We start from the raw sequence: 22,570 nt of genomic DNA, 5'->3' as shown, positions 1-22,570 counted from the left end.
TTTTCGTATCTGGAGGAATGAAAAATGGTTGCTGATATACTTGAAGAAGAAGATGAACGGCTGGATCTGATAGACTGTCCGGTTCTCGTTACGGACCGCCTTATCTTGCGGGCGCCTCATATTGAGGACGTGGACGCAATTGCCAATCTTGCCGATAATCTGCGCGTGGCAGAAATGCTGTCACGCATGCCGCACCCCTACACGAAAGCCCATGCGGTTGATTTCGTGCGCCGCGCCAATGCGGGCGAGATTGGCAAATGCGTCTATGCCATTACCCTTGCTCAAAATGGAACCTTCGTTGGTTGTTGCGGAATCAATTATCGACGTGGCGCCGGCAAGGATGAACTGGAAATAGGCTACTGGCTTGGTGAGCCGCATTGGGGCAAGGGTTATGCGACCGAAGCTGCTCATGCGCTGGTGGATCTGGTGTTCCGCGCAACGCAGGTCGAAAAGCTTTACGCTTCGTGCCGTGTGTCGAACATTGCATCGCGCCGGGTGCTCTATAAGAGCGGATTCCAGTATACGAATACGGGTATGATGGATTCCATCAATGCGGGCAATGTTCCAGTGGAGCGCTATATGCTCGACAGACGTACCTGGATTGGTCTTCGGAGTTGGACTTCCTAACGCCCTGGATGAAGTAAGATGGTGCTGGAGGTATTTTCGACCTCCAGCGCTGACAATAAAAACTCAACGCGCTAGTTTCCGAATGCTCAAACTGACGGGAACTGGCCAGTTTTATTCTCGCTGGAATTGCTGTATTGCCTGCAAGCGACACAAAAGGACTGAATTTCCATGAAGTTTCTCGATCAGGCGAAAGTCTATATCCGCTCCGGCGACGGTGGTGCCGGTTCGGTATCTTTTCGCCGTGAAAAATTCCTGGAATTTGGTGGTCCTGATGGCGGGGATGGAGGTCGCGGTGGCGATGTATGGGCCGAAGCCGTCGATGGCTTGAATACATTGATCGACTATCGCTATCAGCAGCATTTCAAGGCCAAGACAGGCATGCACGGCATGGGCCGGGACATGACCGGCGGCAAGGGCGCGGATGTCGTTTTGAAAGTGCCGGTCGGTACGCAGATTTTCGAAAATGACAATGAAACGCTGATCGTCGATTTCACGGTGGTGGGGCAGCGCTATCGTCTGGCCAAGGGCGGTAATGGCGGCTTTGGCAATGCGCATTTCAAAACCTCGACCAATCAGGCTCCACGACGTGCCAATCCCGGTCTAGAGGGTGAGGAGCGTAATCTTTGGCTTCGTCTGAAATTGATTGCGGATGCCGGACTTCTTGGAAAGCCCAATGCCGGTAAGTCGACATTTCTTGCCAGTGTCACGGCTGCCAAGCCCAAGATCGCTGACTATCCATTTACGACGCTTCATCCCAATTTGGGGGTCGCGCGTGTTGACGCTCGCGAGTTTGTTATTGCCGATATTCCCGGTTTGATCGAAGGCGCTCATGAAGGCGTAGGGATCGGCGACCGGTTCCTTGGTCACGTGGAGAGGACACGTGTCCTTTTGCACCTGGTCTCAGCTCAGGAAGAAAATGTTGCCGAGGCCTACAAGACTGTGCGCAATGAATTGAAAGCTTATGGCGGAGGACTGGCGGAAAAGCTGGAAATCGTTGCCTTGAGCCAAATCGATACATTGGACGCCGCAGCACGCAAAAAGAAGATTGCCGCGCTGAAGAAAGCATCCGGTGTTGAGCCGATGCTCTTGTCTTCAGTCAGCCGCGAGGGCGTCGAGCAAGTCTTGCGGGCATTGTCAGCGATTATTCTTGAATCGCGAAAATCAGAAGCGCCTGTAGAGGTCGATAACCGCTACAAATATTGAGTATCGCAATGTCTGTGAAATCCACACAACACCGCAGTGATAATGAGCATGGCGCAGCAAGCGCTTCGCCAACGCTGCGGAACTATCGGCGTATTGTTGTGAAAATCGGTTCGGCATTGCTTGTCGACCGGACCAGCGGATTGAAGAGGCAGTGGCTGGAAAGCCTGGGTGCGGATGTTGCCGCGCTTGCCGCTTCAGGCGTGGAAGTGATGATCGTCTCATCGGGTGCCATCGCTCTTGGACGGAATGTGCTGGGTTTGCCAAAAGGCGCGTTGCGGCTGGAAGAAAGTCAAGCCGCCGCAGCAGCCGGACAGATCGAACTTGCCAAGGCCTATGCCGAGGTCCTGAGTGGTCACAGTTTGCGGGCAGGGCAAATCCTTCTTACGCTAGCTGATACGGAAGAGCGGCGCCGCTATCTTAATGCACGTGCGACTCTCAGCACATTGTTACGATTGAAGGCCGTGCCTGTGATCAATGAGAATGACACGGTTGCCACAACGGAAATCCGTTATGGCGACAATGACCGGCTTGCGGCGCGTGTTGCAACGATGATGAGCGCAGATTTGCTGATCCTGCTTTCGGATATTGATGGGCTCTATACGGCTCCGCCGCATCAGAACCCTGACGCGCAATTCATACCAATGGTTGAGGCGATTACGCCCGATATCGAAGCCATGGCGGGAGCCGCAGCTTCTGAATATTCGCGTGGCGGCATGAAAACCAAGCTTGATGCGGGCAAGATTGCAAATGCTGCGGGCACGGCGATGATCATCGCTTCGGGCACGCGGTTGAACCCGCTTGCGGCCATTGACGGTGGCGAACGCTCGACTTTATTCCGGGCAAGCACTTCACCGGTAAATGCCTGGAAAACATGGATTTCCGGCAATCTGGAACCATCAGGCCGACTGGTGATCGACGATGGGGCTCTGGTGGCATTGAAATCAGGCAAATCGCTGCTGTCGGCAGGGGTTCGCGAGGTTTACGGACAATTCATGCGCGGTGATACTGTTGCCGTCGTGGGGCCCGATGGCAAAGAGGCGGCACGGGGGCTGATTGCCTATGATGCGGCAGATGCCGTAAAAATTGCTGGCCGCAAGACGAGCGAGATTGCGGAAATATTGGGTTATGATGCCCGCTCAGCGATGATACACCGCGATGATCTGGTGGTGCGCGCAGCAAAACAGCTTGCTGTTGCGAAGGAGTAGAACATGTTGACACGTACAGGTGCAAACACTCCAGAGGCTGAAGCCATAGTTGAATTGATGGCAGAGACAGGCCGCAAGGCACGAGCGGCCGCGCGTCCATTGGCTATAGCATCGCCGGAAGTCAAAACGGCTGCGCTCTTGGCAATGGCGGATTGCATTGAACGCCGCAAAGCGGAAATTCTTCAAGCCAACGAGCAGGATATGACCAATGGCGCAGCTGCGGGAATGACGCCTGCGCTGCTTGACCGGCTCAAGCTTGATGACAAACGGATCAGTGGTATCGCCGACAGTATCCGTGTCATTGCCGACTTGGCTGATCCTGTCGGTCAGGTTATTGCAGAGTGGGACCGCCCGAATGGTTTGCATATCGAGCGTGTCCGTACTCCGCTCGGCGTTATCGGCGTCATCTATGAAAGCAGACCGAATGTTACAGCGGATGCTGGAGCGCTGTGTTTAAAGTCCGGCAATGCCGTAATATTGCGTGGCGGCTCGGATTCAGTGCATTCCTCACGGGCGATCCATGCAGCCCTTTCAGAGGGGTTGGAGATGACGGGTTTGCCGCCAGACGCAATCCAACTCGTATCGACAACCGATCGTAGCGCCGTTGGAGAGATGCTCAAAGGGCTTGATGGCAATCTCGACGTGATCATCCCACGTGGCGGAAAGAGCCTTGTTGCAAGAGTGCAGGCAGAGGCACGTGTTCCGGTTTTTGCGCATCTGGAGGGGCTCTGCCACGTCTATATTGATGGATCGGCCGACCTTAATCTGGCGCGCAAGATTGTTGTGAATGCTAAAATGCGCCGGACAGGCGTTTGCGGATCCGCGGAGACGCTTCTGGTCGACCGGCTTATTGCACCGACTTATCTCACGCCGCTATTGAATGATCTTGTTGAAGCGGGCTGCGAAATTCGCGGAGACGAGCAGGTGACCAAGCTTTACGGCAAAGCGAAAGTTGCGACGGAAGCGGATTGGTCAACTGAATATCTGGATGCGATCATTTCCGTGAAACTGGTCGATGGTATTGAGGGTGCGCTGGATCATATAAATCGCTATTCATCGCATCACACGGAAGCGGTCATCGCCGAAGATGAAAGTGTCGTGGAGCGGTTCTTCAATGAAATCGACTCAGCGATTCTGTTGCACAATGCATCGACGCAATTTGCCGATGGCGGTGAGTTCGGCATGGGTGCAGAAATCGGTATCGCCACCGGCAAGATGCATGCGCGGGGTCCTGTTGGAGTTGAACAACTGACTTCATTCAAATATCTCGTCCGCGGCACGGGTCAGATACGTCCGTGATATTTACACCGGCGAGTATCCCCGGCATTAGCGATGCGCATCTGCGTATGCCATTTGTTGAAAAGGGTATGGCTGTCGGCTTGTTCGGTGGATCGTTCAATCCCCCGCATGCGGGTCACGCGCTTGTTGCAGAAATCGCGATGCGCAAGCTCAAACTCGATCAGCTCTGGTGGATTGTCACGCCGGGAAATCCCCTGAAGGACAAGCGGGAACTAGCGCCGCTCTCCGATCGCCTGGAAAAATGTGAAGCGTTGATTCATGATCCCCGGGTGAAGGTCACGGCATTTGAAGCGGCTCACCACATTCGTTACACGGCGGATACGCTGGCTTTGATAAAACTGCGGAATCCCGGCGTGCATTTCGTATGGATAATGGGTGCGGATAGTCTGGCGGACTTTCATCATTGGCAGCGATGGCAGCAAATTGCCACGACATTTCCGATTGCCGTTATTGATCGCCCCGGATCAACGCTGGCATTTCTGTCGTCGCGCATGGCCAAGACATTTGATTACGCCCGTATCGACGAGGATGATGCGCCCATTCTCGCGCGAGCTCAAGCGCCGGCGTGGACGTTCATTCATGGGCCAAGGTCATTGCTTTCATCCACTGAAATACGCAATGGGAATATGAAAACAGGCGGCTAAAAGAACCTGTTGCGGGTTAGATCAAGATGACGTCTTGAAACTGCCATGCGACTCTGCCTATCTTATACGTGTGCAGTGAGTTTAGTAGCTGCGGCGCGTTGTTCTTAAAGGGAAAGGAATTACACTGAGAACAGCAATTCAAAAGAAGGAAGCTTTGGCTCCTTCAACGGCAGAGATCAGCGGTATCAATACCGTCGCTCGCGCCCTCAAATCAGTGCTTGATAGTCTCGATGACTCCAAGGCTGAACAAATTGTCCCCATCGACCTTCGCGGCAAATCTGTCATCGCTGACCATATGGTCATTGCGTCCGGACGTTCGCATCGCCATGTCACGGCGGTTGCGGATCAGCTCCTTCGGACTCTGAAAGAGAACGGATATGGCAATAATGCCAAGGTTGAAGGTCTTACCAGCGGTGATTGGGTGCTGATCGACACGGGCGATATCATCATCCATATTTTCCGCCCCGAAGTGCGGGAGTTCTACAACATCGAAAAGATGTGGCAGGCTCCGGAACTTGACGGTGAAACCGTACACTAGCGCCGAATAGCTCTGGTGTTTTTTTAGCCGGCGAAAGGTCCGGTTGAGCAGGTTTAGGTCTGCCGGACTGGAGTATCATGCGTATCAGTGTGTTTGCCGTGGGCCGCATGAAGTCCGGTCCGGAACGTGAGCTGGCGGACCGCTATCTCGACCGGTTCAAAAAGACAGGCGCTTCATTGGGCCTCGAATTTTCGTCTGTGACGGAAATAGTGGAAAGCCGTGCGCAGCAGGCAGACCTGCGAAAACAAGAAGAGTCCGCCCAGCTATTGAAAGCTCTTGATGCTGGTGGTGTGTTGGTGCTTCTCGACGAACGCGGAAAAACCATGGCGTCTGATGTATTTGCATCCAGCATCGCCAAATTTCGCGATGAAGGGAAACGGCAGCTGCTGTTGGCGATTGGCGGGCCGGATGGTCATGATGCTGCGTTGAGGGAGCGTGCGGACCTCGTTCTCGCGCTTGGTGCCATGACTTGGCCGCACCAAATCGTCCGTATTCTTGTCGCCGAACAACTTTATCGGGCCACAACAATACTTTCAGGTCACCCGTATCACCGCGTTTAGACGCGAGATTTCGAGTAAAAACATTACAAATAAGTAATTCAGCCATCATTCATCTGAGCACTTTATAATAGGCGCTCTTGATCATTACAAAAATATAATGATCTCAAAGCTTTTCGAACGAACCACTCTTGTCCATTTCTTGATAGTATCAATCGAGGTGGAGTGCTTCATCTGCGAAGAAGGTGGAATGGGTCGATGACTAAAATTGCCAAGGTGACCGGTCATGAGAAGCCAACGCTGGAAGACTCAAACGTAACGTTTATCCCAGGCGCGGTTCCTCCAGGACGCAAGAAAAAGCACTCGCGTCTTTGGCTGTGGTTGCCTGTCGCTATCCTTGCAACAGGCGCCGGTTACTATGCATGGACGTCTTACAGTGCTTCCACATCAACAACCGCTGTGATCACCCAACCCGTTGTGAGAGCCGACATCGAGAACGCAGTCACTGCTGTTGGCACGCTGGATTCGATTAAGTCCGTCGATGCTGGTGCGCAGGTTTCTGGTCAGTTGAAAGCTCTGCATGTCGAAATCGGTGACAAGGTAACCCAGAATGAACTGATTGGTGAGATTGATCCGGCAACCATTCAAAACCGGATTGAGATCGATCAGGCGGAGCTTGCCAACCTACAAGCGCAACTCGTGTCAAAAAAGGCTCAGCTTGTGCTGAAACAGGCAAATATCGAACGGCAGCGTAACTTGGTGGCAACCCGCTCAGTCTCGCAATCGACGCTCGATCAGGCCGTTGCTGATCTGGCGACGGCGGAGGCTGATGTGAATGCGCTCGAAGCGCAAATCCGAAAGCAACAGGCGACCCTGGACGGTGATCAGGTCGATCTTGGCTATACCAAGATCTATGCGCCAATGGCTGGAACCATCGCAGCCGTGCCGGTCAAGGAAGGGCAGACGCTAAACGCTAGCCAGACAGCGCCGACTATTGTGACAATCGCCGATCTCTCTACGATGACGGTCAAGGCACAGGTTTCAGAAGCCGATGTCAGCAAACTCAAGCTGGGAATGGACGCATATTTCACGCTGCTCGGGCAACCGGGCAAACGATATACCGGCAAGCTTCGCCAGATACAGCCTACGCCTGACATTGAAAACAACGTCGTGCTTTACTATGCGCTATTCGACGTACCCAATATTGATGGCGACCTTATGATTTCAATGAGCGCACAGGTCTTCTTCCTGCAATCAGCGGCGAAAGATGTGCTGGTGGTTCCGAGCTCGGCAATTCGCATGAAAAAAAGTTCCGGCGCGGCTGCGGATGACAAACGCCAGTTCGAAGTCAGTGTTGTCGATGCCTCTGGAAAAACATCCACACGCGATGTTGAGGTTGGCATTCGCAATCGCGTGAATGTGGAGATCAAGAGCGGCCTGAAGGAAGGCGATCTTGTTGTTGTCGGTCAGGCAAGCGATTCCACCAATGCCGCAAACGGTTCCGGCAATCGCTCGCAGCGCGGCCAACGCATGCCACGGATGTTCTAGATATGACAGCGCTCATATCGCTCAAGGATATCAGCAAAACCTACTATAATGGCGACCTTTCAGTCGAGGTTCTGCATGGCATCTCACTCGATATAGAGGCGGGTGAGTTCGTTGCCATTATCGGGCAGTCCGGGTCGGGCAAATCAACGCTGATGAATATTCTGGGCTGTTTGGATCAGCCGACCAGTGGCAGTTATCAGCTGGATGGAGAGAGTGTTTCAGGGTTTGAGCCAGATGAACTGGCCGGATTGCGGCGACGAACCTTTGGCTTCGTTTTCCAAAGCTATAATTTGATTCCCACTGCCAGTGCGCAAGAAAACGTTGAGGTGCCCGCAGTCTATGCCGGTGCTTCGGCACAAGACCGGCACGATAGGGCGGAAGCGCTGCTGAACACACTCAACCTGGGTGATCGGTTGGATCACAGGCCGAACCAACTGTCCGGTGGACAGCAGCAGCGCGTTTCGATTGCACGGGCTTTGATGAATGGCGGGAGGATCATTCTGGCAGATGAGCCAACCGGCGCTTTGGATAGCCAAAGTGGTGAAGAAGTCATGGCGCTGTTGCGAAAAATGAACGAGAGCGGCCACACGATTATTGTTATTACCCATTCGCGAGAAGTGGCCGAGCAGGCGGATCGTTTAATCGAACTGCGTGACGGACACGTCGTCTCTGATCGTACCAAAAAAGGACGCAGCAATCCTGAAGCGGCTTTTGGTTTGAAGCAGAAGGCGGTTGATGGGGTTGCCGCGATCGCAGACGTATCCGAAGCAATCAAGATGGCGGTTCGCGCTTTGCGCGCAAATCTGTTTCGCACAATTCTCACCCTGCTGGGCATTGTGATCGGAGTCGGCTCAGTGGTGGCAATGCTGGCGATTGGCACGGGGGCCCAAAACTCGGTTCTGGACCGCATTTCATCAATGGGTTCAAACCTGCTGGTTGTGCGACCGAACATGGCGAATTTTCGCGGGGGGCAGGGCGGCAGCATTGTAACGCTGGTTCCGGCCGATGCCGATGCAATTCTGGACGTTCCAAATGTGTCATTCGCCGTTCCTGAAATGACCAGTACAGTGACTGTTCGTTATGGGAATGTTGATTATCAGACCTCAGCCAATGGGACAGTTCCGCAATTTACCGATGCCAAATCATGGAAAGTCGGAGCGGGGGAGTTCATCAATCAACAGGATATGACCAATTATGCGCCGGTGGCCGTACTTGGCCAAACGGTCGCCAAGACGCTCTTTCCGGACGGTGAAAGCCCGCTCGGAAAATATGTCCTCGTCAGCAAAATCCCTTTCCAGATAATTGGTGTCATGAGTGAAATGGGAGCAGGGCCGGGCGGAAATGATCAGGATGATACGATTATCGTGCCGCTGACGACGGGTAGCACGCGGCTATTCGGCCAACGGAATGTGCGCTCTATCACTGTGCAGGTTAAAGATGGGTCGCTCATAGACGCCACGCAAACGACTATCCAGCAATTGCTGGATGAGCGGCACAAAAAGCAGGACACGCAAATTACCAATATGGCTTCAATTCGTGAGGCTGTGACAGAGACTTCGAATACGCTGAAATTGTTTCTTGGCGCCGTGGCGGCCATTTCGCTTCTGGTAGGCGGAATTGGCGTGATGAACATCATGCTCGTCAGCGTCAGTGAGCGGACGCGCGAGATTGGGGTGCGTATGGCTACGGGCGCGCGACAGCGCGATATTCTGCTGCAGTTCATCATAGAGGCGCTGGTCGTTTCGGCGGTAGGCGGAGCCATTGGCGTTGTAGCGGGTCTTGGCACAGGAGTTCTGGCAAAGCTGATGGGCGCGCCCATCAGCTTCACCGTTGGGCCAGTTGCGCTGGCCTTTGCCTGTTCGTTTCTAACGGGTCTGGTCTTTGGTTATCTGCCGGCCAGAAACGCCTCCAAGCTACAGCCGGCGGTTGCCTTGAGTTCAGAATAGATCAGGAAAAGCGGCTCGCTTCACTGTGAACCAGATCGGAAATAAAACCTGATACTGCGGTTATGCGGCGAAGCGTACGCACTGACTCGTGATAGGAAAGCCAATAGGAGCGGCGGATTTTGCGTTCTGGCATAATGGCTACCAGTTCCTCATGCTCGCGCGCGATAAAAGTATGAAGAATGCCGATCCCAGCGCCAGCCTTGACCGCTTCGACCTGCCCCAAAGCACTCGATATCTCAAAACCGGGGTGCCATTCGCGGGTAATTTCCGGCGCATAATTCAGTGACTGGCTGATCACCAGATCATCGACATAGCCGACCAGTCGGTGCTGGGGTAGTTCTTCGATTGATTGGGGTGCGGGATGAGCGGCTAGATAAGCGCGGCTGGCATAGAGGCACAGACTGTAATCGACGAGTTTTCTTGCGACCAGACGACCCTGGTCGGGACGGTCCACGGTAATTGCAATATCGGCTTCCCGCCGTGACAGTGAGAAAGAACGTGGAACCGGAACAAGCTGAATCTTGAGATCCGGATAATTCGCCGTTAGCCGGGCAAGCCGCGGTGCCAGGAAAGTTACGCCAAATCCGTCCGGCGCGCCGATGCGAACTGAACCGGATATGGCCACGTCAGCATCTCCGAGGGAAGAGCGCGCAGCCAGCATTTCCGCTTCCATACGCTCGCCTGAAAGAAGAAACTCTTCTCCCGCGCGCGTCAGTTCGCAACCATTTGTGCGTCTGGTCAGCAGCTTGGTGTTGAGCGCTGTCTCCAGAGCCGTTAGTCGCCTTGCTACCGTCGCGTGGTTGACGCCCAGCCTTTTCGCTGCGCCGAGTATCTGGCCTGAACGTGCTACGCTCAGGAAAATGCGGACATCATCCCAGTTCATCAACCACCTCCTAATGTATCTTACATTGTTTTTTGCACAACGGATGCGCTTTTGCACGTCTTGCATTTAACATTTTGAAGCGCCTATGATGCCGCATACGAAGATCATCAAAGGGAGGTTGCTCGCAATGCGCGAAGTTGGACATTTTATCGGTGGCAAGCATGTCGCTGGCACAAGCGGTCGCACGACCGAAATTTTTCAGCCCATGGATGGTACAATTCAGGGAACGGTTGCGCTGGCCACTCCGGCCGAAGTACGCGTAGCCGTCGAAAACGCCAAAGCAGCTCAGCCTGCATGGGCAGCAACCAATCCGCAGCGCCGCGTTCGTGTCATGCGCAAGTTTCTTGAACTTGTTGAAGCGGAATACGACTCATTGGCTGAACTCCTTGCCCGCGAACATGGCAAGACCATCCCTGATGCCAAAGGCGATATCCAGCGCGGTCTGGAAGTTGTTGAAGTTTGCCTGGGTGCGGCTCACATGCTCAAGGGCGAATTTTCCGACAGTGCAGGCACGGGCATTGATGTATATTCGATGCGTCAACCGCTTGGCGTCGTTGCAGGCATAACACCCTTCAACTTCCCGGCGATGATCCCGCTGTGGAAAGCTGGCCCCGCCATTGTCTCGGGTAACGCGTTCGTCCTGAAGCCTTCAGAGCGTGATCCCGGCGTGCCAATGCGCCTTGCCGAACTCTTTATCGAAGCTGGATTGCCCGCAGGCATTTTCAACGTTGTCAATGGCGACAAGGAAGCCGTGGACACGCTGCTCGACGACCCGGACATCAAGGCAGTTGGCTTTGTCGGATCCACGCCGATTGCTCAATATATTTACAGCCGTGCCACGGCAAATGGTAAGCGTGCACAGTGCTTCGGCGGCGCCAAGAACCATATGATCATCATGCCCGATGCTGATATGGATCAGACAGTGGATGCGCTGATCGGTGCGGGTTATGGCTCGGCTGGCGAGCGCTGCATGGCGATTTCGGTTGCGGTTCCAGTAGGCAAGGAAACAGCAGACCGTCTCGTTGCAAAGCTTATTCCACGCGTTGAGGCTCTGAAGGTCGGGCCGTCTACTGACCTGACGGCAGATTACGGTCCAGTTGTAACGAAACAGGCGCTTGAGCGTATCCAGGGCTATGTTGATCTCGGCGTGAAAGAAGGCGCGAACCTCGTCGTTGATGGGCGCGGCTTCAAGATGCAGGGTTATGAAAATGGCTACTATATGGGTGGCTGCCTCTTCGACAATGTGACGCCTGACATGCGCATCTACAAGGAGGAAATCTTTGGGCCGGTGCTCGGTATTGTCCGCGCCGACACTTACGAAGATGCACTTCGTCTGCCTAACGAGCATGAATATGGCAATGGCGTCGCTATCTTCACCCGCGATGGCGATGCGGCGCGTGATTTTGCATCACGTGTGCAAGTCGGCATGGTCGGTATTAATGTGCCGATCCCGGTTCCAATTGCCTATTATACATTCGGTGGCTGGAAAGGTTCAGGCTTTGGTGATTTGAACCAGCATGGTCCGGACGCATTCCGGTTCTATACCAAGACAAAGACGGTCACATCTCGTTGGCCTTCGGGCGTCAAGGATGGCGCGGAATTTGTTATTCCAACAATGAATTAAGCTGTTCTGCTGGAATAGTATCAAGCCGCCTGCAATTTTGCCGGCGGCTTTTTTTTATGGTGCAAGTACCCTGAGATGTTCGATCAGCTTGCTTGCCGCATCTTCGGCACGTTCCGGATTGCGGTTGATGATCGCTTCAATCAGCGCTTTATGCGCTGCGACTGACTGTTGCAGTCCGCCGGGTCGTTGCAGGCGAAACCAGAAACGCCGGCTATGGGTTTGCAAGGGCGAGGCAAGGCGGGCTGCAAATGGATTTCCAGCGGCCTGACCCAATACAGTGTCGAACGTCTTATCGGCTGTCAAAAACCCGGCAACATCCTCCGAACTCACCGCTTTGCTCATCGCATCGGAGGCTTCTCTTAACCTGCGGTGATGCAACTGCGCACCAAATTGCGCTGCACCGCGTGCCAACACGCGTTCTATCCCTTCACGGGCATCGAGAACTTTGGAAAAATCCTGCGGATTCAGTTCGGCAATTGCTATCCCTGAGCGGGGTCTGATTTCCATCAACCCTTCCCATGCAAGCTTCTGCACCGCTTCCCGAACAGGTGTGCGCCCCATTCCCGTTATATCGGTTAGCGCACGTTCATTGACGATCGCGCCGGGCTCAAGGCTGAGCTTGACGATCATTTCTTCAATCTGCCGGTACGCCAGTTCTGCGAGGCTTTCACCTGATTGGACGGGTGTATGTGCAGTGGTTTGAAACATGTTCAAGGATCTTTCAATGAAACGATTGACAGTAATGCATCCTACAGATATATTTCTGATATATCAACAAGGAGTTCGATCATGTGGTCAGGTGTTCTTCCCGCAGTTACCAGCAAATTCACCGATGATGATAGGCTTGATCAGGGCGAAATGGAACGTTGCTTCTCCCTGTTGATGGAGGCTGGCTGCGATGGTCTGATTGTTGCCGGTTCGCTTGGCGAAGGCCCTATGCTTAGCCATGATGAAAAACTTGAAGTTCTGAAAATAGCGCAAGGTGTAGCCAAGGGTAAGCCGGTTCTACTCACAATCAATGAGGCCGCGACCCGCGACGGGGCAGCTCTTGCAAAACGCGCTGCCAAGGCAGGTGCAGACGGGTTGATGCTTGTTCCAAGCCCCATCTATCATACCGACCCGGAAGAGACGGTCACCACATTGAAAGCCGTTGCGGCTGCGGGCGATCTTCCAGTGATGATTTATTCAAATCGTATCGCCTATCGCGTCGACGTTACCAGCGCGATCTTGTCCGAGCTTGCTTCGGATGATCATTTTGTTGCGATCAAAGAGTCATCAGACGACATTCGCCGCACGACGGACATTATCAATGAGTTCGGCACACGTTTCGATCTGTTCACGGGTGTCGATAATCTTGCTTTTGAGGCATTGACTGCTGGTGCTGTTGGCTGGGTTGCAGGTCTCGTAACGGCCTTCCCGAAAGAAACAGTAGCCATCTACAAGCTTGTGCTCGCGGGGCGTTACGCTGAGGCGCTGGAAATCTATCGTTGGTTCCGCCCGCTTCTGGATCTCGATGTTTCAACCTATCTTGTGCAGAATATCAAGCTGGCAGAAGTGCTGGAGATTGGAACGAATGATCGTGTACGCTTGCCGCGTCAACCTCTGCGCGGAGAACGCCGAGCATCCGTTGAAAAGACAGTGAGAGATGCAATAGCTTCACGTCCAGCGTTGCCGTCGCTTTGAGTTTCGTGTCACTTTATTGATCATGCCAAGAGACAATATCGATATTCTGATTATCGGCGCCGGTATTGTCGGTGTAGCGACAGCAGCTATTCTTGCAGAGAGTGGTCGCAAAGTACTCGTCGTCGACCGTCAGGGTATTTGCGAAGGAACAAGCTCCGGCAATGCCGGAGCTTTGGCTTTTTCGGATATATTGCCGATGGCCTCGAAGGGCGTGCTTGCAAAAGTCCCTGGCTGGCTTATGGACCCGCTTGGTCCATTTACTATCCGCCCGTCATACCTCCCAAAACTTTTGCCCTGGTTGTATCGATTCTGGCGGGCCAGCAGCGCCGACATGCTTGAGCATACAGTACGGGCGCAAGGGGCGATGATGCGTCTCGCTGAGCCTGAAATGCTCGGGCTGATGCAGCGCGCCGGTCTCGGCCGGATGATCCGTGAAGATGGTTCATTGGAGCTTTACGAGAGTGAAGATGAACTGAATGCGTCGTTATCCGGATGGAATGCGAGACGCGCTGCCGGGATTGCCTTTGAGCATTTGCGGGGCAGTCAGTTGCGAGAGTGTCAGCCGGGCCTTTCCCCCCGGTTCATTGCCGGAACGTTTGTGCCTGGGTGGAAGACCGTCAGCGACCCAAAACATGTCGGTGAAGGTCTGTGGAATTATGCGCAGCGGAATGGTGCGATTTTTTACCAAGGGGAAGTTGCCTCAATAAGTGCAGGAGAGCAGGGCGCAATTGCGCATTTTGCCGATGGGCGCACAATCAATGCTGCCAAGATCGTGGTTGCTGCAGGAGCCTGGTCACATCATCTGGCCCAAAATCTTGGTGATCGGATTCCGCTGGAAACGGAGCGTGGGTACAATACGACGCTGCCCGTTGGCGCCTTCGATCTGAAACGGCAATTGATCTTTTCCGGGCATGGGTTTGTGGTTACTCCGCTGGAAACAGGTGTGCGTGTTGGCGGTGCTGTGGAGCTGGGCGGCTTGAAATTGCCACCCAATTACAAGCGCGCTGAAATCATGTTGAGTAAAGCTGAGCAATTCATGCCGGGATTGCAATCAAAGGGTGGGCGTCAATGGATGGGATACCGGCCTTCGACGCCAGATTCACTTCCTGTTATAGGTACTTCCCGATTGACGGATGATGTTCTCTACGCTTTTGGGCATGGCCATCTCGGACTTACCCAATCTGGGGTAACAGCCCGGCTGATCAGCGATCTGATTGGTGGTCATGCTTCCTCTATATCGATTGACCCTTACAGTCCCAAACGCTTCAGGAGTTAGCTCAGATGGCACGTCATTCATTCTTCTGTATAGATGGCCATACTTGCGGAAATCCAGTTCGGCTGGTGGCTGGCGGTGGCCCAAACCTGACGGGCGCATCAATGATGGAAAAGCGCGCGCATTTTCTCAGCGAATTTGACTGGATCAGAACCGGTTTGATGTTTGAGCCTCGCGGACACGACATGATGTCGGGCTCGATACTCTATCCTCCAACACGGGATGATTGCGATATCGCTATACTGTTTATCGAAACATCCGGATGCCTTCCCATGTGCGGTCACGGAACGATCGGGACCGTGACCATGGCGATCGAGCATGGACTGGTTACTCCAAAAGTGCCGGGTATTTTGCGGCTGGACACGCCAGCCGGGCTTGTCGTCGCCGAATATACACAAGAGGGGCAATATGTAACGAGCGTGCGAATCACCAACGTACCTGCCTTCCTTTATGAGGAGGGTTTGGAAGTCGAGTGTCCGGATCTGGGGACGCTCCTTGTCGATGTGGCTTATGGAGGAAACTTTTACGCTATCGTAGAACCTCAGGCCAATTATAGGGATATGGCTGATTACAGGGCGCTGGATCTGATCGGGTGGAGTCCTGTGTTGCGGGAGCGCTTGAATGAGCGTTACACATTCGTTCATCCGCAGAATCCCGGGATCAATACACTCAGCCACATCCTGTGGACCGGAGCCCCGATTCATCCGGAGGCTCATGCGCGGAATGCTGTTTTTTACGGCGACAAAGCGATTGATCGCTCACCCTGCGGCACGGGCACATCAGCGCGCATGGCGCAGCTTGCGGCCAAGGGAAAGCTCAAGCCGGGCGATGATTTTGTGCACGAATCGATCATAGGCTCATTGTTTCATGGGCGGGTTGAAGAGGCGGTGACAGTGGGAGAAAAGCCAGCGATTGTTCCGTCCGTGGCGGGATGGGCGCGCATGACCGGCTACAATACAATTTTTATAGATGACCGGGACCCGTTTGCCCACGGTTTTGTGGTGAAGTAACGCTTTTCGCTGCATTGCAAAATTATGGCTTAGGTGGTGATTTCTGCTAAAATGGACGGATACGCTGTAAAAAACGCCAAGGATTGGGGCAAATTTGGTGCAAAATTCTGGAGAATCTGTGCCAGCAAATATAAAGTGTGTGGCGGGTCGCAAAAAAGCATTTGCTTTCTGTATTGCACGCGCTAGGTGTAATAATGTTGGGGCAACAGTAACCGGATAAAAAAACCGGACAAGAAACTTCCCAATAAAACGAGGGGTATCGTTGCAATGGAGTATTTCATCCAGCAATCGATCAATGGGTTGACGCTTGGTTCAATTTACGGCCTGATCGCCATTGGTTACACGATGGTCTATGGGATCATCGGTATGATTAATTTCGCCCATGGCGATGTATTCATGCTTGGCGCCTTTATGGCGATGATTGTTTTTCTTGCATTAACAACATTTATCGGTGGCGTTCCGGTTGTGCTGGCGCTGTTATTGATGATGCTTGTCGCCATGCTGTTGACCGGCCTTTGGAGCTGGACAATCGAGCGATTGGCTTATCGGCCCTTGCGCGGTTCCTTCCGGCTGGCACCATTGATCACCGCTATCGGCATGTCGATTGCGCTGTCCAATTTTGTGCAGGTTACACAGGGCCCTCGCAACAAGCCAATTCCACCGCTGGTCAATGGCGGCATTATAATTCCTGGTACCGATATAAGCATTGCTTACAAGCAGATGGTGATCATCATTGTTACCGCAATCCTTTTGGTTGCCTTCTGGTACCTCGTTAACAAGACGACGCTAGGCAGAGCCCAGCGCTCCTGTGAGCAGGACCGCAAGATGGCCGCCTTGCTTGGCATTGACGTTGATAAAACAATTTCCATGACATTCGTGATGGGCGCGATGCTCGCAGCTGTCGCTGGTACGCTATACCTGATGTTCTATGGCGTTATTTCCTTCACGGATGGCTTTACGCCCGGTGTAAAGGCTTTTACGGCGGCTGTTCTTGGCGGTATCGGCTCTTTGCCGGGCGCGGTGATCGGCGGACTGCTGATTGGCCTGATTGAAGCTCTCTGGTCGGCCTATTTTTCTATCGACTACAAGGATGTTGCGGCATTCTCGATCCTGGCGATCGTTCTGATCTTCCTGCCGTCGGGTATTCTCGGCCGGCCCGAAGTCGAAAAGGTTTAAGCATATGGCCGATGTACAAACGTCTAACCCGGAATCTAATTTCGCCAAAGCGGTGAAAGAAGGACTGGTCGCTGCCGCCCTTGCCTTGGGATTGTTCCTTCTCATTGTCGGCTTTCGCACGGATCAGAATATTCGCAATGAGCTTGTGCTAAACCAGCGTTGGGGTCTGCTTGCGATATTTGTTCTGGTTGCTGGTGTCGGCCGGTTTCTGCTGACGGCATATGTCACGCCCTGGAATGCAGCACGCGCGCTGAGCAAGCGAACCGTTGCGGCAAAAGAGGCAAAAGAACAGTCTGCCTTTCGCAAGAGCTTTCCCAAAATCGGTCTTGCGCTGCTGTTTGTCTATCCATTTTTGGTGATCGGAACGCTTGCGCTCTATAATGGCTCGATGATGGGCGGACTGCAGGGCTCGCTCAAATATGTCGACAATTTCGGTATCCAGATTCTCATCTATGTCATGCTGGCATGGGGTCTGAACATTGTTATCGGACTGGCCGGGCTGCTGGATCTTGGCTATGTCGCCTTCTATGCGGTCGGGGCGTATTCCTACGCGTTGCTGTCGTCGCATTTTGGTCTGTCATTCTGGCTTCTCTTGCCCATGGCAGGTATCTTCGCTGCATTGTGGGGTATCGTGCTGGGCTTTCCGGTCCTGCGTCTGCGCGGCGACTATCTTGCCATCGTAACCCTGGCCTTCGGTGAAATCATTCGCCTTGTGCTGATCAACTGGACCGTCGTTACCAAGGGTACATTCGGTATTTCCGGTATCGCCAAGGCAACATTGTTCGGCATTCCGTTCACGCCCGGACCCGGCGGCTTCGCCAATTTGCTCGGCCTGCCCAATTCCGGCGTCTATTACAAAATATTCCTCTATTACCTGATCCTGCTTCTGGCACTTTTGACGGCCTGGGTGACCATACGCCTGCGCCGCATGCCGATCGGTCGCGCATGGGAAGCTTTGCGCGAGGACGAAATCGCCTGCCGCTCGCTCGGTATCAATACCACGACCACCAAGCTGACGGCCTTTGCCACAGGCGCGATGTTCGGCGGTTTTGCCGGATCGTTCTTCGCCGCGCGTCAGGGCTTTGTCAGCCCGGAAAGTTTCGTCTTCCTCGAATCTGCAATTATTCTTGCGATTGTGGTTCTGGGCGGCATGGGTTCGCTCGTCGGTATTGCGATTGCTGCTGCTGTCATGATCGGCGGTACGGAACTATTGCGCGAGCTTGAATTCCTCAAGCACATTTTCGGCAATGATTTTACGCCGGAGCTCTACCGCATGCTGTTGTTCGGTTTGGCCATGATTGTGGTCATGGTGTGGAAGCCGCGAGGTTTCGTGGGTAACCGTGAACCAAGTGCATTCCTGCACAAACGAAAACTGGTATCGAGCGAATTCACCAAAGAAGGGCACGGCTGATGGTTTCGGAAGTGCAAAAAAATAACAACGCAATTTTGCGTGTAGAGCGCCTGTCAATGAAGTTTGGTGGCCTGATCGCCATCAACGATCTGAACTTCGAGGCAAAGCGCGGTGCCATCACCGCACTGATCGGCCCCAACGGAGCAGGCAAGACAACGGTCTTCAACTGCATCACCGGCTTCTACAAGCCGACTGAAGGCATGTTGACCATGACCCGCCAGAATGGTGAGGAATATCTCCTTGAACGCATGGCGGATTTTGTCATCACCAAGAAGGCGAAAGTGGCGCGTACTTTCCAGAATATCCGGCTGTTTTCCGGCCTGACTGTTCTGGAGAATCTGCTCGTTGCCCAGCACAATCCTTTGATGCTGTCATCGGGCTATACGATACTCGGGTTGCTCGGCTTTCCGACCTACAAAAAGGCCGCGGCTGACGCGATTGAGAAAGCCAGGTTCTGGCTGGAAAAGATCAATCTTGTGGATCGAGCCGATGATCCTGCTGGCGATCTTCCCTATGGTGCGCAGCGCCGTCTGGAAATTGCGCGTGCCATGTGCACCGAACCGGAATTGCTTTGCCTTGATGAACCAGCTGCTGGCCTCAATGCACGTGAATCGGCCGAGCTTAACAAGCTTCTGCTCGACATTCGCGACGAGACAGGCACATCCATCCTTTTGATCGAGCACGATATGTCGGTTGTGATGGAAATTTCCGATCATGTCGTCGTGCTCGAATATGGCACCAAGATTTCTGACGGCACGCCGGATAGCGTGAAGAACGATCCAAAGGTTATCGCTGCCTATCTCGGCGTTGAAGACGAAGAAATCGTCGAGATGCTAGAACAAGCAGAAGCTGCTGGTGTTGACGACCTGACTGCTGCCGTCGATCTCATGTCGAGCGAAGCTATTCATGAATTGGAAGAAACCCATCCGGATGCGGCGGCTGTCAGCCTCGTTACCACGGGACCGGCTCGCCCGGCAAAACCCGCAGCAGCGAAAAAACAGTCTGTAGCCAAGCCGGCACGGACAACGGCGTCCACGGCGACGGGAACTTCAGAAGCCAAGCCAGCGGCGAAGAAAACGCCAGTGAAAGCTGCACCAGCCAAAGCTGAACCAGCAAAACCAGTTGCTACAAGGCCCGCTGCACCCAAGAAAGCCGCCCCCGCTGCGGCAGCACCAGCGGCTGCAAAAAAGCCTGCACCAAAGGCGCCAGCCAAAGCTGCGGCTTCGGCCTCACAGATCAAGGCAGGCGCGACAGCCAATGCGCTGGCGGCACCACGTGGCGGGAAAGCCGACAGATTGATCGATATCAAGGGCATTGGGCCGGTTAATGAGCGCAAGCTCAACGAGCACGGCATATTTCACTTCGATCAGATTGCTTCCTGGAAGAAAGCGGATGTTATTGCGGCCGAGGCCTATCTGGCATTTGACGGGCGCATTGCTCGCGAAGACTGGATTGGCCAAGCCAAGGCCATGGCCAAGGCAAGCCAAAAGAAACCGGCACCCAAGAAGAGCGGAGGAGCTGAATAATGGCGGAGAATAAAGCTCTTCTCAGCATCGAGAATGTCGAGACCTATTATGGCAATATCCGTGCGCTGAGCGGTGTGACCGTTCATGCGGATGCGGGTGAGATCGTCACGCTGATCGGCGCCAATGGCGCAGGCAAATCAACACTGATGATGACGATTTTCGGCATGCCCCGCGCGCGCTCGGGCCGCATCATGTTCGATGGCAAGGATATCACGCAGTTGCCGACGCATGAGATCGCAAGGCTGCGCATTGCACAATCTCCCGAAGGCAGACGGATTTTCCCACGCATGACCGTGCAGGAAAATCTGCAGATGGGTGCCAGCCTCGACAAGCTGGAATATTTCGACGAGGACGTGCGCAAGGTCTTCGACCTGTTTCCGCGTCTCAAGGAACGTATCAATCAACGTGGCGGAACGCTTTCGGGTGGTGAGCAGCAGATGCTCGCCATTGGCCGCGCGCTGATGGCCCGGCCCCGGCTGCTGCTGTTGGATGAACCTTCGCTTGGCTTGGCTCCCCTGATCATCAAGCATATTTTCGAGGCGATCAAGGAACTCAACAAGACAACCGGCCTGACCGTGTTTCTGGTCGAGCAGAATGCTTTTGGTGCGTTGAAGCTGGCCGATCGCGGTTATGTGATGGTCAACGGCATTGTCACGATGAGCGGCGCGAGCAAGGACCTTCTGGCCAATCCGGAAGTGCGGGCGGCCTATCTCGAAGGCGGGCGTCACTGACAAGACAAGACGGCTCAAAAGGGCCGCAAGGAGAACTTCGCCATGCAGGGCATATTATACGAAGAACCTTCCATCTGGCTGTTCATTCTGGTCACCTGCGTCATGGGTGGCTGGGCCGCATGGATGGCTGGACGGGCTTGCGCCAAGACGTGGCGGCCAATCGCTATCCTTGTCTTCTACATGCTGCTGCTGGGCGTCGGTGTACGCTTCATCCATTTTGCCCTTTTCGGCGGCACAATGGTCACGCTGCACTATTACATCATCGACACTATCGTTCTCATCATCATCGGAACACTGGGGTATAAGTACACAAGAACAAACCAGATGGTGAGGCAATATCACTGGCTCTACGAAAAAGTTTCTCCTTTCAATTGGAAGGAAAGAACAGGAGCCTGATCTATCCCGCTGATGCGAAATGAATCAGCGTGACAACCGCCGGAAAATCGGCAAATGTAGTCTTAAGCGATGCCAAAAATCGTCGCGAGGGGTTTGGTAAGTACCTAGAAAAATGGGAGTTTTCAAATGAAGAAGTCACTGTTTTCAGGCGTTGCATTCGCTGCGATGCTCGCTCTGAGCAGCAACGCCTATGCTGACCTTCTAATCGGTGTTGGTGGCCCAATGACCGGCCCGAATGCTGCATTTGGTGCGCAGCTACAGAAGGGCGCAGAGGCAGCCGTTGCGGCAATCAATGCCGCTGGCGGCGTAAATGGCGAGCAGATCAAGCTTTCGCTCGGCGATGACGTTTCCGATCCAAAGCAGGGTATTTCGGTTGCCAATAAATTTGTTGCAGACGGCGTGAAGTTTGTTGTCGGTCACTTCAACTCCGGCGTTTCAATCCCGGCTTCTGAAGTTTACGCGGAAAACGGCATTCTGGAAATCACACCAGCTGCGACCAACCCGGTATTCACTGAACGCGGTCTGTGGAACACATTCCGTACATGCGGCCGTGATGACCAGCAGGGCGTCGTTGCCGGCGGTTACATTGCCGAAAAGTTCAAGGATGCCAAAATCGCTGTCGTTCATGACAAGACACCATATGGCCAGGGTCTTGCTGACGAAACCAAGAAGACACTGAATGCAAAGGGTGTAACCGAAGCCCTTTATGAAGGTGTCAATGTTGGCGACAAGGATTTCTCCGCGCTTATCGCCAAGGCGAAACAAGCTGGTGTAACTGTTCTTTATTGGGGCGGTCTGCACACGGAAGCTGGTCTGATCATTCGCCAGCTCGCCGATCAGGGCCTGAAAGTTACATTCATTTCCGGTGACGGCATCGTATCGAACGAATTGGCTTCAATTGCTGGTGATGCAGTTGCAGGCACGTTGAATACGTTCGGTCCAGATCCAAGCAAGGATCCTGCAAACAAGGAACTCGTTGAGAAATTCCGCGCACAGGGCTTCGAACCAGAAGCTTACACGCTGTATTCCTACGCAGCGACGCAGGTTATTGCCGCAGCAGCAACACTTGCCAAGTCCAATGATCCTGAAACCGTCGCCAAGACGATGAAGGAAAAAGGGCCATTCAAGACTGTGCTCGGTGATATTGCTTTCGACGAAAAGGGCGATCCAAAGCTTCCAGGCTACGTCATGTACGAATGGAAGAAGGGCGAAGACGGCAAGTATACCTATACACAGCAGTAATTTTCCTGCCTTTGACATTAGCGAATGCCCGGTCTTGTACCGGGCATTTTGCTATTGGAAATTTCCTGTTCCTGTGATCAATATGTATTGTTTGCACTGCAGCAATCT

General features: G+C 53.7%; 21 protein-coding genes. 19 read left to right on the top strand and 2 right to left on the bottom strand.

Going from position 1 to position 22,570, the window contains the following annotated elements; genetic code table 11:
* The first annotated feature begins 24 nt into the window (after positions 1–24).
* The 9 genes from V9K95_RS05955 (at position 25) to V9K95_RS05915 (ending at position 9,507) form a co-directional block, all read left to right on the top strand.
* Positions 25–627, top strand: a complete 603-nt coding sequence (locus V9K95_RS05955) for a GNAT family N-acetyltransferase (RefSeq protein WP_115054308.1) — start codon at positions 25–27, stop codon at positions 625–627.
* A gap of 168 nt (positions 628–795) precedes the next feature.
* Positions 796–1,830 carry a GTPase ObgE gene (gene obgE / locus V9K95_RS05950; RefSeq protein ID WP_115054307.1) on the top strand — a complete coding sequence of 345 codons (1,035 nt, stop codon included), beginning with the start codon at positions 796–798 and terminating at the stop codon, positions 1,828–1,830.
* Positions 1,831–1,838: 8 nt separating this feature from the next.
* Positions 1,839–3,035, top strand: coding sequence for a glutamate 5-kinase (gene proB, locus V9K95_RS05945; RefSeq protein WP_336440426.1), 1,197 nt, complete (start codon positions 1,839–1,841; stop codon positions 3,033–3,035).
* A gap of 3 nt (positions 3,036–3,038) precedes the next feature.
* Positions 3,039–4,334, top strand: a complete 1,296-nt coding sequence (locus V9K95_RS05940; RefSeq protein ID WP_336440427.1) for a glutamate-5-semialdehyde dehydrogenase — start codon at positions 3,039–3,041, stop codon at positions 4,332–4,334.
* Between the two features lie 47 nt (positions 4,335–4,381).
* Positions 4,382–4,978: a nicotinate-nucleotide adenylyltransferase gene (locus tag V9K95_RS05935; protein WP_336440501.1), complete on the top strand. Its 597-nt coding sequence runs from the start codon at positions 4,382–4,384 to the stop codon at positions 4,976–4,978.
* 154 nt (positions 4,979–5,132) lie between these two features.
* Complete coding sequence (gene rsfS, locus V9K95_RS05930) at positions 5,133–5,516, top strand: ribosome silencing factor (protein WP_115054305.1); 384 nt, start codon at positions 5,133–5,135, stop codon at positions 5,514–5,516.
* 77 nt (positions 5,517–5,593) lie between these two features.
* Entirely contained in the window at positions 5,594–6,076 is a 483-nt protein-coding gene (rlmH, locus tag V9K95_RS05925; RefSeq protein ID WP_307281028.1) for a 23S rRNA (pseudouridine(1915)-N(3))-methyltransferase RlmH, read from the top strand.
* 195 nt (positions 6,077–6,271) lie between these two features.
* Positions 6,272–7,561 carry a macrolide transporter subunit MacA gene (macA, locus tag V9K95_RS05920; RefSeq protein WP_336440428.1) on the top strand — a complete coding sequence of 430 codons (1,290 nt, stop codon included), beginning with the start codon at positions 6,272–6,274 and terminating at the stop codon, positions 7,559–7,561.
* A gap of 2 nt (positions 7,562–7,563) precedes the next feature.
* A complete protein-coding gene (locus tag V9K95_RS05915; protein ID WP_115054302.1) occupies positions 7,564–9,507 on the top strand; it encodes a MacB family efflux pump subunit in 1,944 nt (647 codons plus the stop codon).
* A 1-nt stretch (position 9,508) separates the two neighbouring features.
* On the opposite strand, the gene V9K95_RS05910 is transcribed toward V9K95_RS05915, so the two are convergent.
* Positions 9,509–10,390: a LysR substrate-binding domain-containing protein gene (locus V9K95_RS05910; RefSeq protein ID WP_115054301.1), complete on the bottom strand. Its 882-nt coding sequence runs from the start codon at positions 10,388–10,390 to the stop codon at positions 9,509–9,511.
* Positions 10,391–10,517: 127 nt separating this feature from the next.
* Between V9K95_RS05910 and V9K95_RS05905 the strand changes: the two genes are divergently transcribed.
* The gene (locus V9K95_RS05905; RefSeq protein ID WP_336440429.1) at positions 10,518–12,014 is read left to right on the top strand and encodes a CoA-acylating methylmalonate-semialdehyde dehydrogenase; all 1,497 of its coding nucleotides are present in this window, start codon (positions 10,518–10,520) and stop codon (positions 12,012–12,014) included.
* A gap of 54 nt (positions 12,015–12,068) precedes the next feature.
* Here V9K95_RS05905 and V9K95_RS05900 read toward each other — a convergent pair whose 3' ends face one another.
* Positions 12,069–12,722, bottom strand: coding sequence for a GntR family transcriptional regulator (locus V9K95_RS05900; RefSeq protein ID WP_336440430.1), 654 nt, complete (start codon positions 12,720–12,722; stop codon positions 12,069–12,071).
* An 81-nt stretch (positions 12,723–12,803) separates the two neighbouring features.
* Here V9K95_RS05900 and V9K95_RS05895 point away from each other — a divergent pair, with 81 nt between their 5' ends.
* The 9 genes from V9K95_RS05895 to V9K95_RS05855 all read left to right on the top strand — a co-directional run bounded on the left by V9K95_RS05895 (position 12,804) and on the right by V9K95_RS05855 (position 22,462).
* Positions 12,804–13,697, top strand: a complete 894-nt coding sequence (locus tag V9K95_RS05895; RefSeq protein WP_336440431.1) for a dihydrodipicolinate synthase family protein — start codon at positions 12,804–12,806, stop codon at positions 13,695–13,697.
* A 22-nt stretch (positions 13,698–13,719) separates the two neighbouring features.
* Positions 13,720–14,973 (top strand): NAD(P)/FAD-dependent oxidoreductase, encoded by a 1,254-nt coding sequence (locus V9K95_RS05890; protein ID WP_336440432.1) that lies wholly within the window; start codon positions 13,720–13,722, stop codon positions 14,971–14,973.
* 5 nt (positions 14,974–14,978) lie between these two features.
* Positions 14,979–15,980 carry a 4-hydroxyproline epimerase gene (locus tag V9K95_RS05885; RefSeq protein ID WP_115054297.1) on the top strand — a complete coding sequence of 334 codons (1,002 nt, stop codon included), beginning with the start codon at positions 14,979–14,981 and terminating at the stop codon, positions 15,978–15,980.
* 267 nt (positions 15,981–16,247) lie between these two features.
* On the top strand, positions 16,248–17,156 hold the full coding sequence (locus V9K95_RS05880) for a branched-chain amino acid ABC transporter permease (RefSeq protein WP_115054296.1): 909 nt from the start codon (positions 16,248–16,250) through the stop codon (positions 17,154–17,156).
* A gap of 4 nt (positions 17,157–17,160) precedes the next feature.
* Entirely contained in the window at positions 17,161–18,567 is a 1,407-nt protein-coding gene (gene livM / locus V9K95_RS05875; RefSeq protein WP_307281012.1) for a high-affinity branched-chain amino acid ABC transporter permease LivM, read from the top strand.
* 56 nt (positions 18,568–18,623) lie between these two features.
* A complete protein-coding gene (locus V9K95_RS05870) occupies positions 18,624–20,093 on the top strand; it encodes an ATP-binding cassette domain-containing protein (protein WP_336440433.1) in 1,470 nt (489 codons plus the stop codon).
* Positions 20,093–20,824 (top strand): ABC transporter ATP-binding protein, encoded by a 732-nt coding sequence (locus V9K95_RS05865; protein WP_115054293.1) that lies wholly within the window; start codon positions 20,093–20,095, stop codon positions 20,822–20,824. Before V9K95_RS05870 ends, V9K95_RS05865 begins: the two co-directional genes overlap by 1 nt.
* Before the next feature lie 42 nt (positions 20,825–20,866).
* Complete coding sequence (locus V9K95_RS05860) at positions 20,867–21,220, top strand: DUF6867 family protein (RefSeq protein ID WP_115054292.1); 354 nt, start codon at positions 20,867–20,869, stop codon at positions 21,218–21,220.
* A gap of 126 nt (positions 21,221–21,346) precedes the next feature.
* Positions 21,347–22,462: a branched-chain amino acid ABC transporter substrate-binding protein gene (locus V9K95_RS05855; RefSeq protein ID WP_115054291.1), complete on the top strand. Its 1,116-nt coding sequence runs from the start codon at positions 21,347–21,349 to the stop codon at positions 22,460–22,462.
* The last annotated feature ends 108 nt before the right edge of the window (positions 22,463–22,570 follow it).

Origin of the sequence: Phyllobacterium sp. CCNWLW183 (genome assembly GCF_037203775.1) — a bacterium.
GTDB classification, from domain to species: Bacteria; Pseudomonadota; Alphaproteobacteria; order Rhizobiales; family Rhizobiaceae; genus Phyllobacterium; species Phyllobacterium ifriqiyense.
Note: the sequence above shows the minus strand (reverse complement) of the source record. Positions and strands in the feature narration are given on the sequence as shown.

Bases quoted from the DNA above. Each gene is read 5' to 3' on its own strand.
- V9K95_RS05880 (WP_115054296.1), top strand. From the start codon at position 16,248: ATGGAGTATTTCATCCAGCAATCGATCAATGGGTTGACGCTTGGTTCA.
- V9K95_RS05900 (WP_336440430.1), bottom strand. From the start codon at position 12,722: ATGTTTCAAACCACTGCACATACACCCGTCCAATCAGGTGAAAGCCTC.
- V9K95_RS05890 (WP_336440432.1), top strand. From the start codon at position 13,720: ATGCCAAGAGACAATATCGATATTCTGATTATCGGCGCCGGTATTGTC.
- obgE (WP_115054307.1), top strand. From the start codon at position 796: ATGAAGTTTCTCGATCAGGCGAAAGTCTATATCCGCTCCGGCGACGGT.
- rlmH (WP_307281028.1), top strand. From the start codon at position 5,594: ATGCGTATCAGTGTGTTTGCCGTGGGCCGCATGAAGTCCGGTCCGGAA.
- macA (WP_336440428.1), top strand. From the start codon at position 6,272: ATGACTAAAATTGCCAAGGTGACCGGTCATGAGAAGCCAACGCTGGAA.
- V9K95_RS05940 (WP_336440427.1), top strand. From the start codon at position 3,039: ATGTTGACACGTACAGGTGCAAACACTCCAGAGGCTGAAGCCATAGTT.
- V9K95_RS05955 (WP_115054308.1), top strand. From the start codon at position 25: ATGGTTGCTGATATACTTGAAGAAGAAGATGAACGGCTGGATCTGATA.
- V9K95_RS05865 (WP_115054293.1), top strand. From the start codon at position 20,093: ATGGCGGAGAATAAAGCTCTTCTCAGCATCGAGAATGTCGAGACCTAT.
- livM (WP_307281012.1), top strand. From the start codon at position 17,161: ATGGCCGATGTACAAACGTCTAACCCGGAATCTAATTTCGCCAAAGCG.
- V9K95_RS05910 (WP_115054301.1), bottom strand. From the start codon at position 10,390: ATGAACTGGGATGATGTCCGCATTTTCCTGAGCGTAGCACGTTCAGGC.
- V9K95_RS05905 (WP_336440429.1), top strand. From the start codon at position 10,518: ATGCGCGAAGTTGGACATTTTATCGGTGGCAAGCATGTCGCTGGCACA.
- V9K95_RS05855 (WP_115054291.1), top strand. From the start codon at position 21,347: ATGAAGAAGTCACTGTTTTCAGGCGTTGCATTCGCTGCGATGCTCGCT.
- V9K95_RS05915 (WP_115054302.1), top strand. From the start codon at position 7,564: ATGACAGCGCTCATATCGCTCAAGGATATCAGCAAAACCTACTATAAT.
- V9K95_RS05860 (WP_115054292.1), top strand. From the start codon at position 20,867: ATGCAGGGCATATTATACGAAGAACCTTCCATCTGGCTGTTCATTCTG.
- V9K95_RS05870 (WP_336440433.1), top strand. From the start codon at position 18,624: ATGAAGTTTGGTGGCCTGATCGCCATCAACGATCTGAACTTCGAGGCA.
- V9K95_RS05935 (WP_336440501.1), top strand. From the start codon at position 4,382: ATGCCATTTGTTGAAAAGGGTATGGCTGTCGGCTTGTTCGGTGGATCG.
- V9K95_RS05895 (WP_336440431.1), top strand. From the start codon at position 12,804: ATGTGGTCAGGTGTTCTTCCCGCAGTTACCAGCAAATTCACCGATGAT.
- V9K95_RS05885 (WP_115054297.1), top strand. From the start codon at position 14,979: ATGGCACGTCATTCATTCTTCTGTATAGATGGCCATACTTGCGGAAAT.
- proB (WP_336440426.1), top strand. From the start codon at position 1,839: ATGTCTGTGAAATCCACACAACACCGCAGTGATAATGAGCATGGCGCA.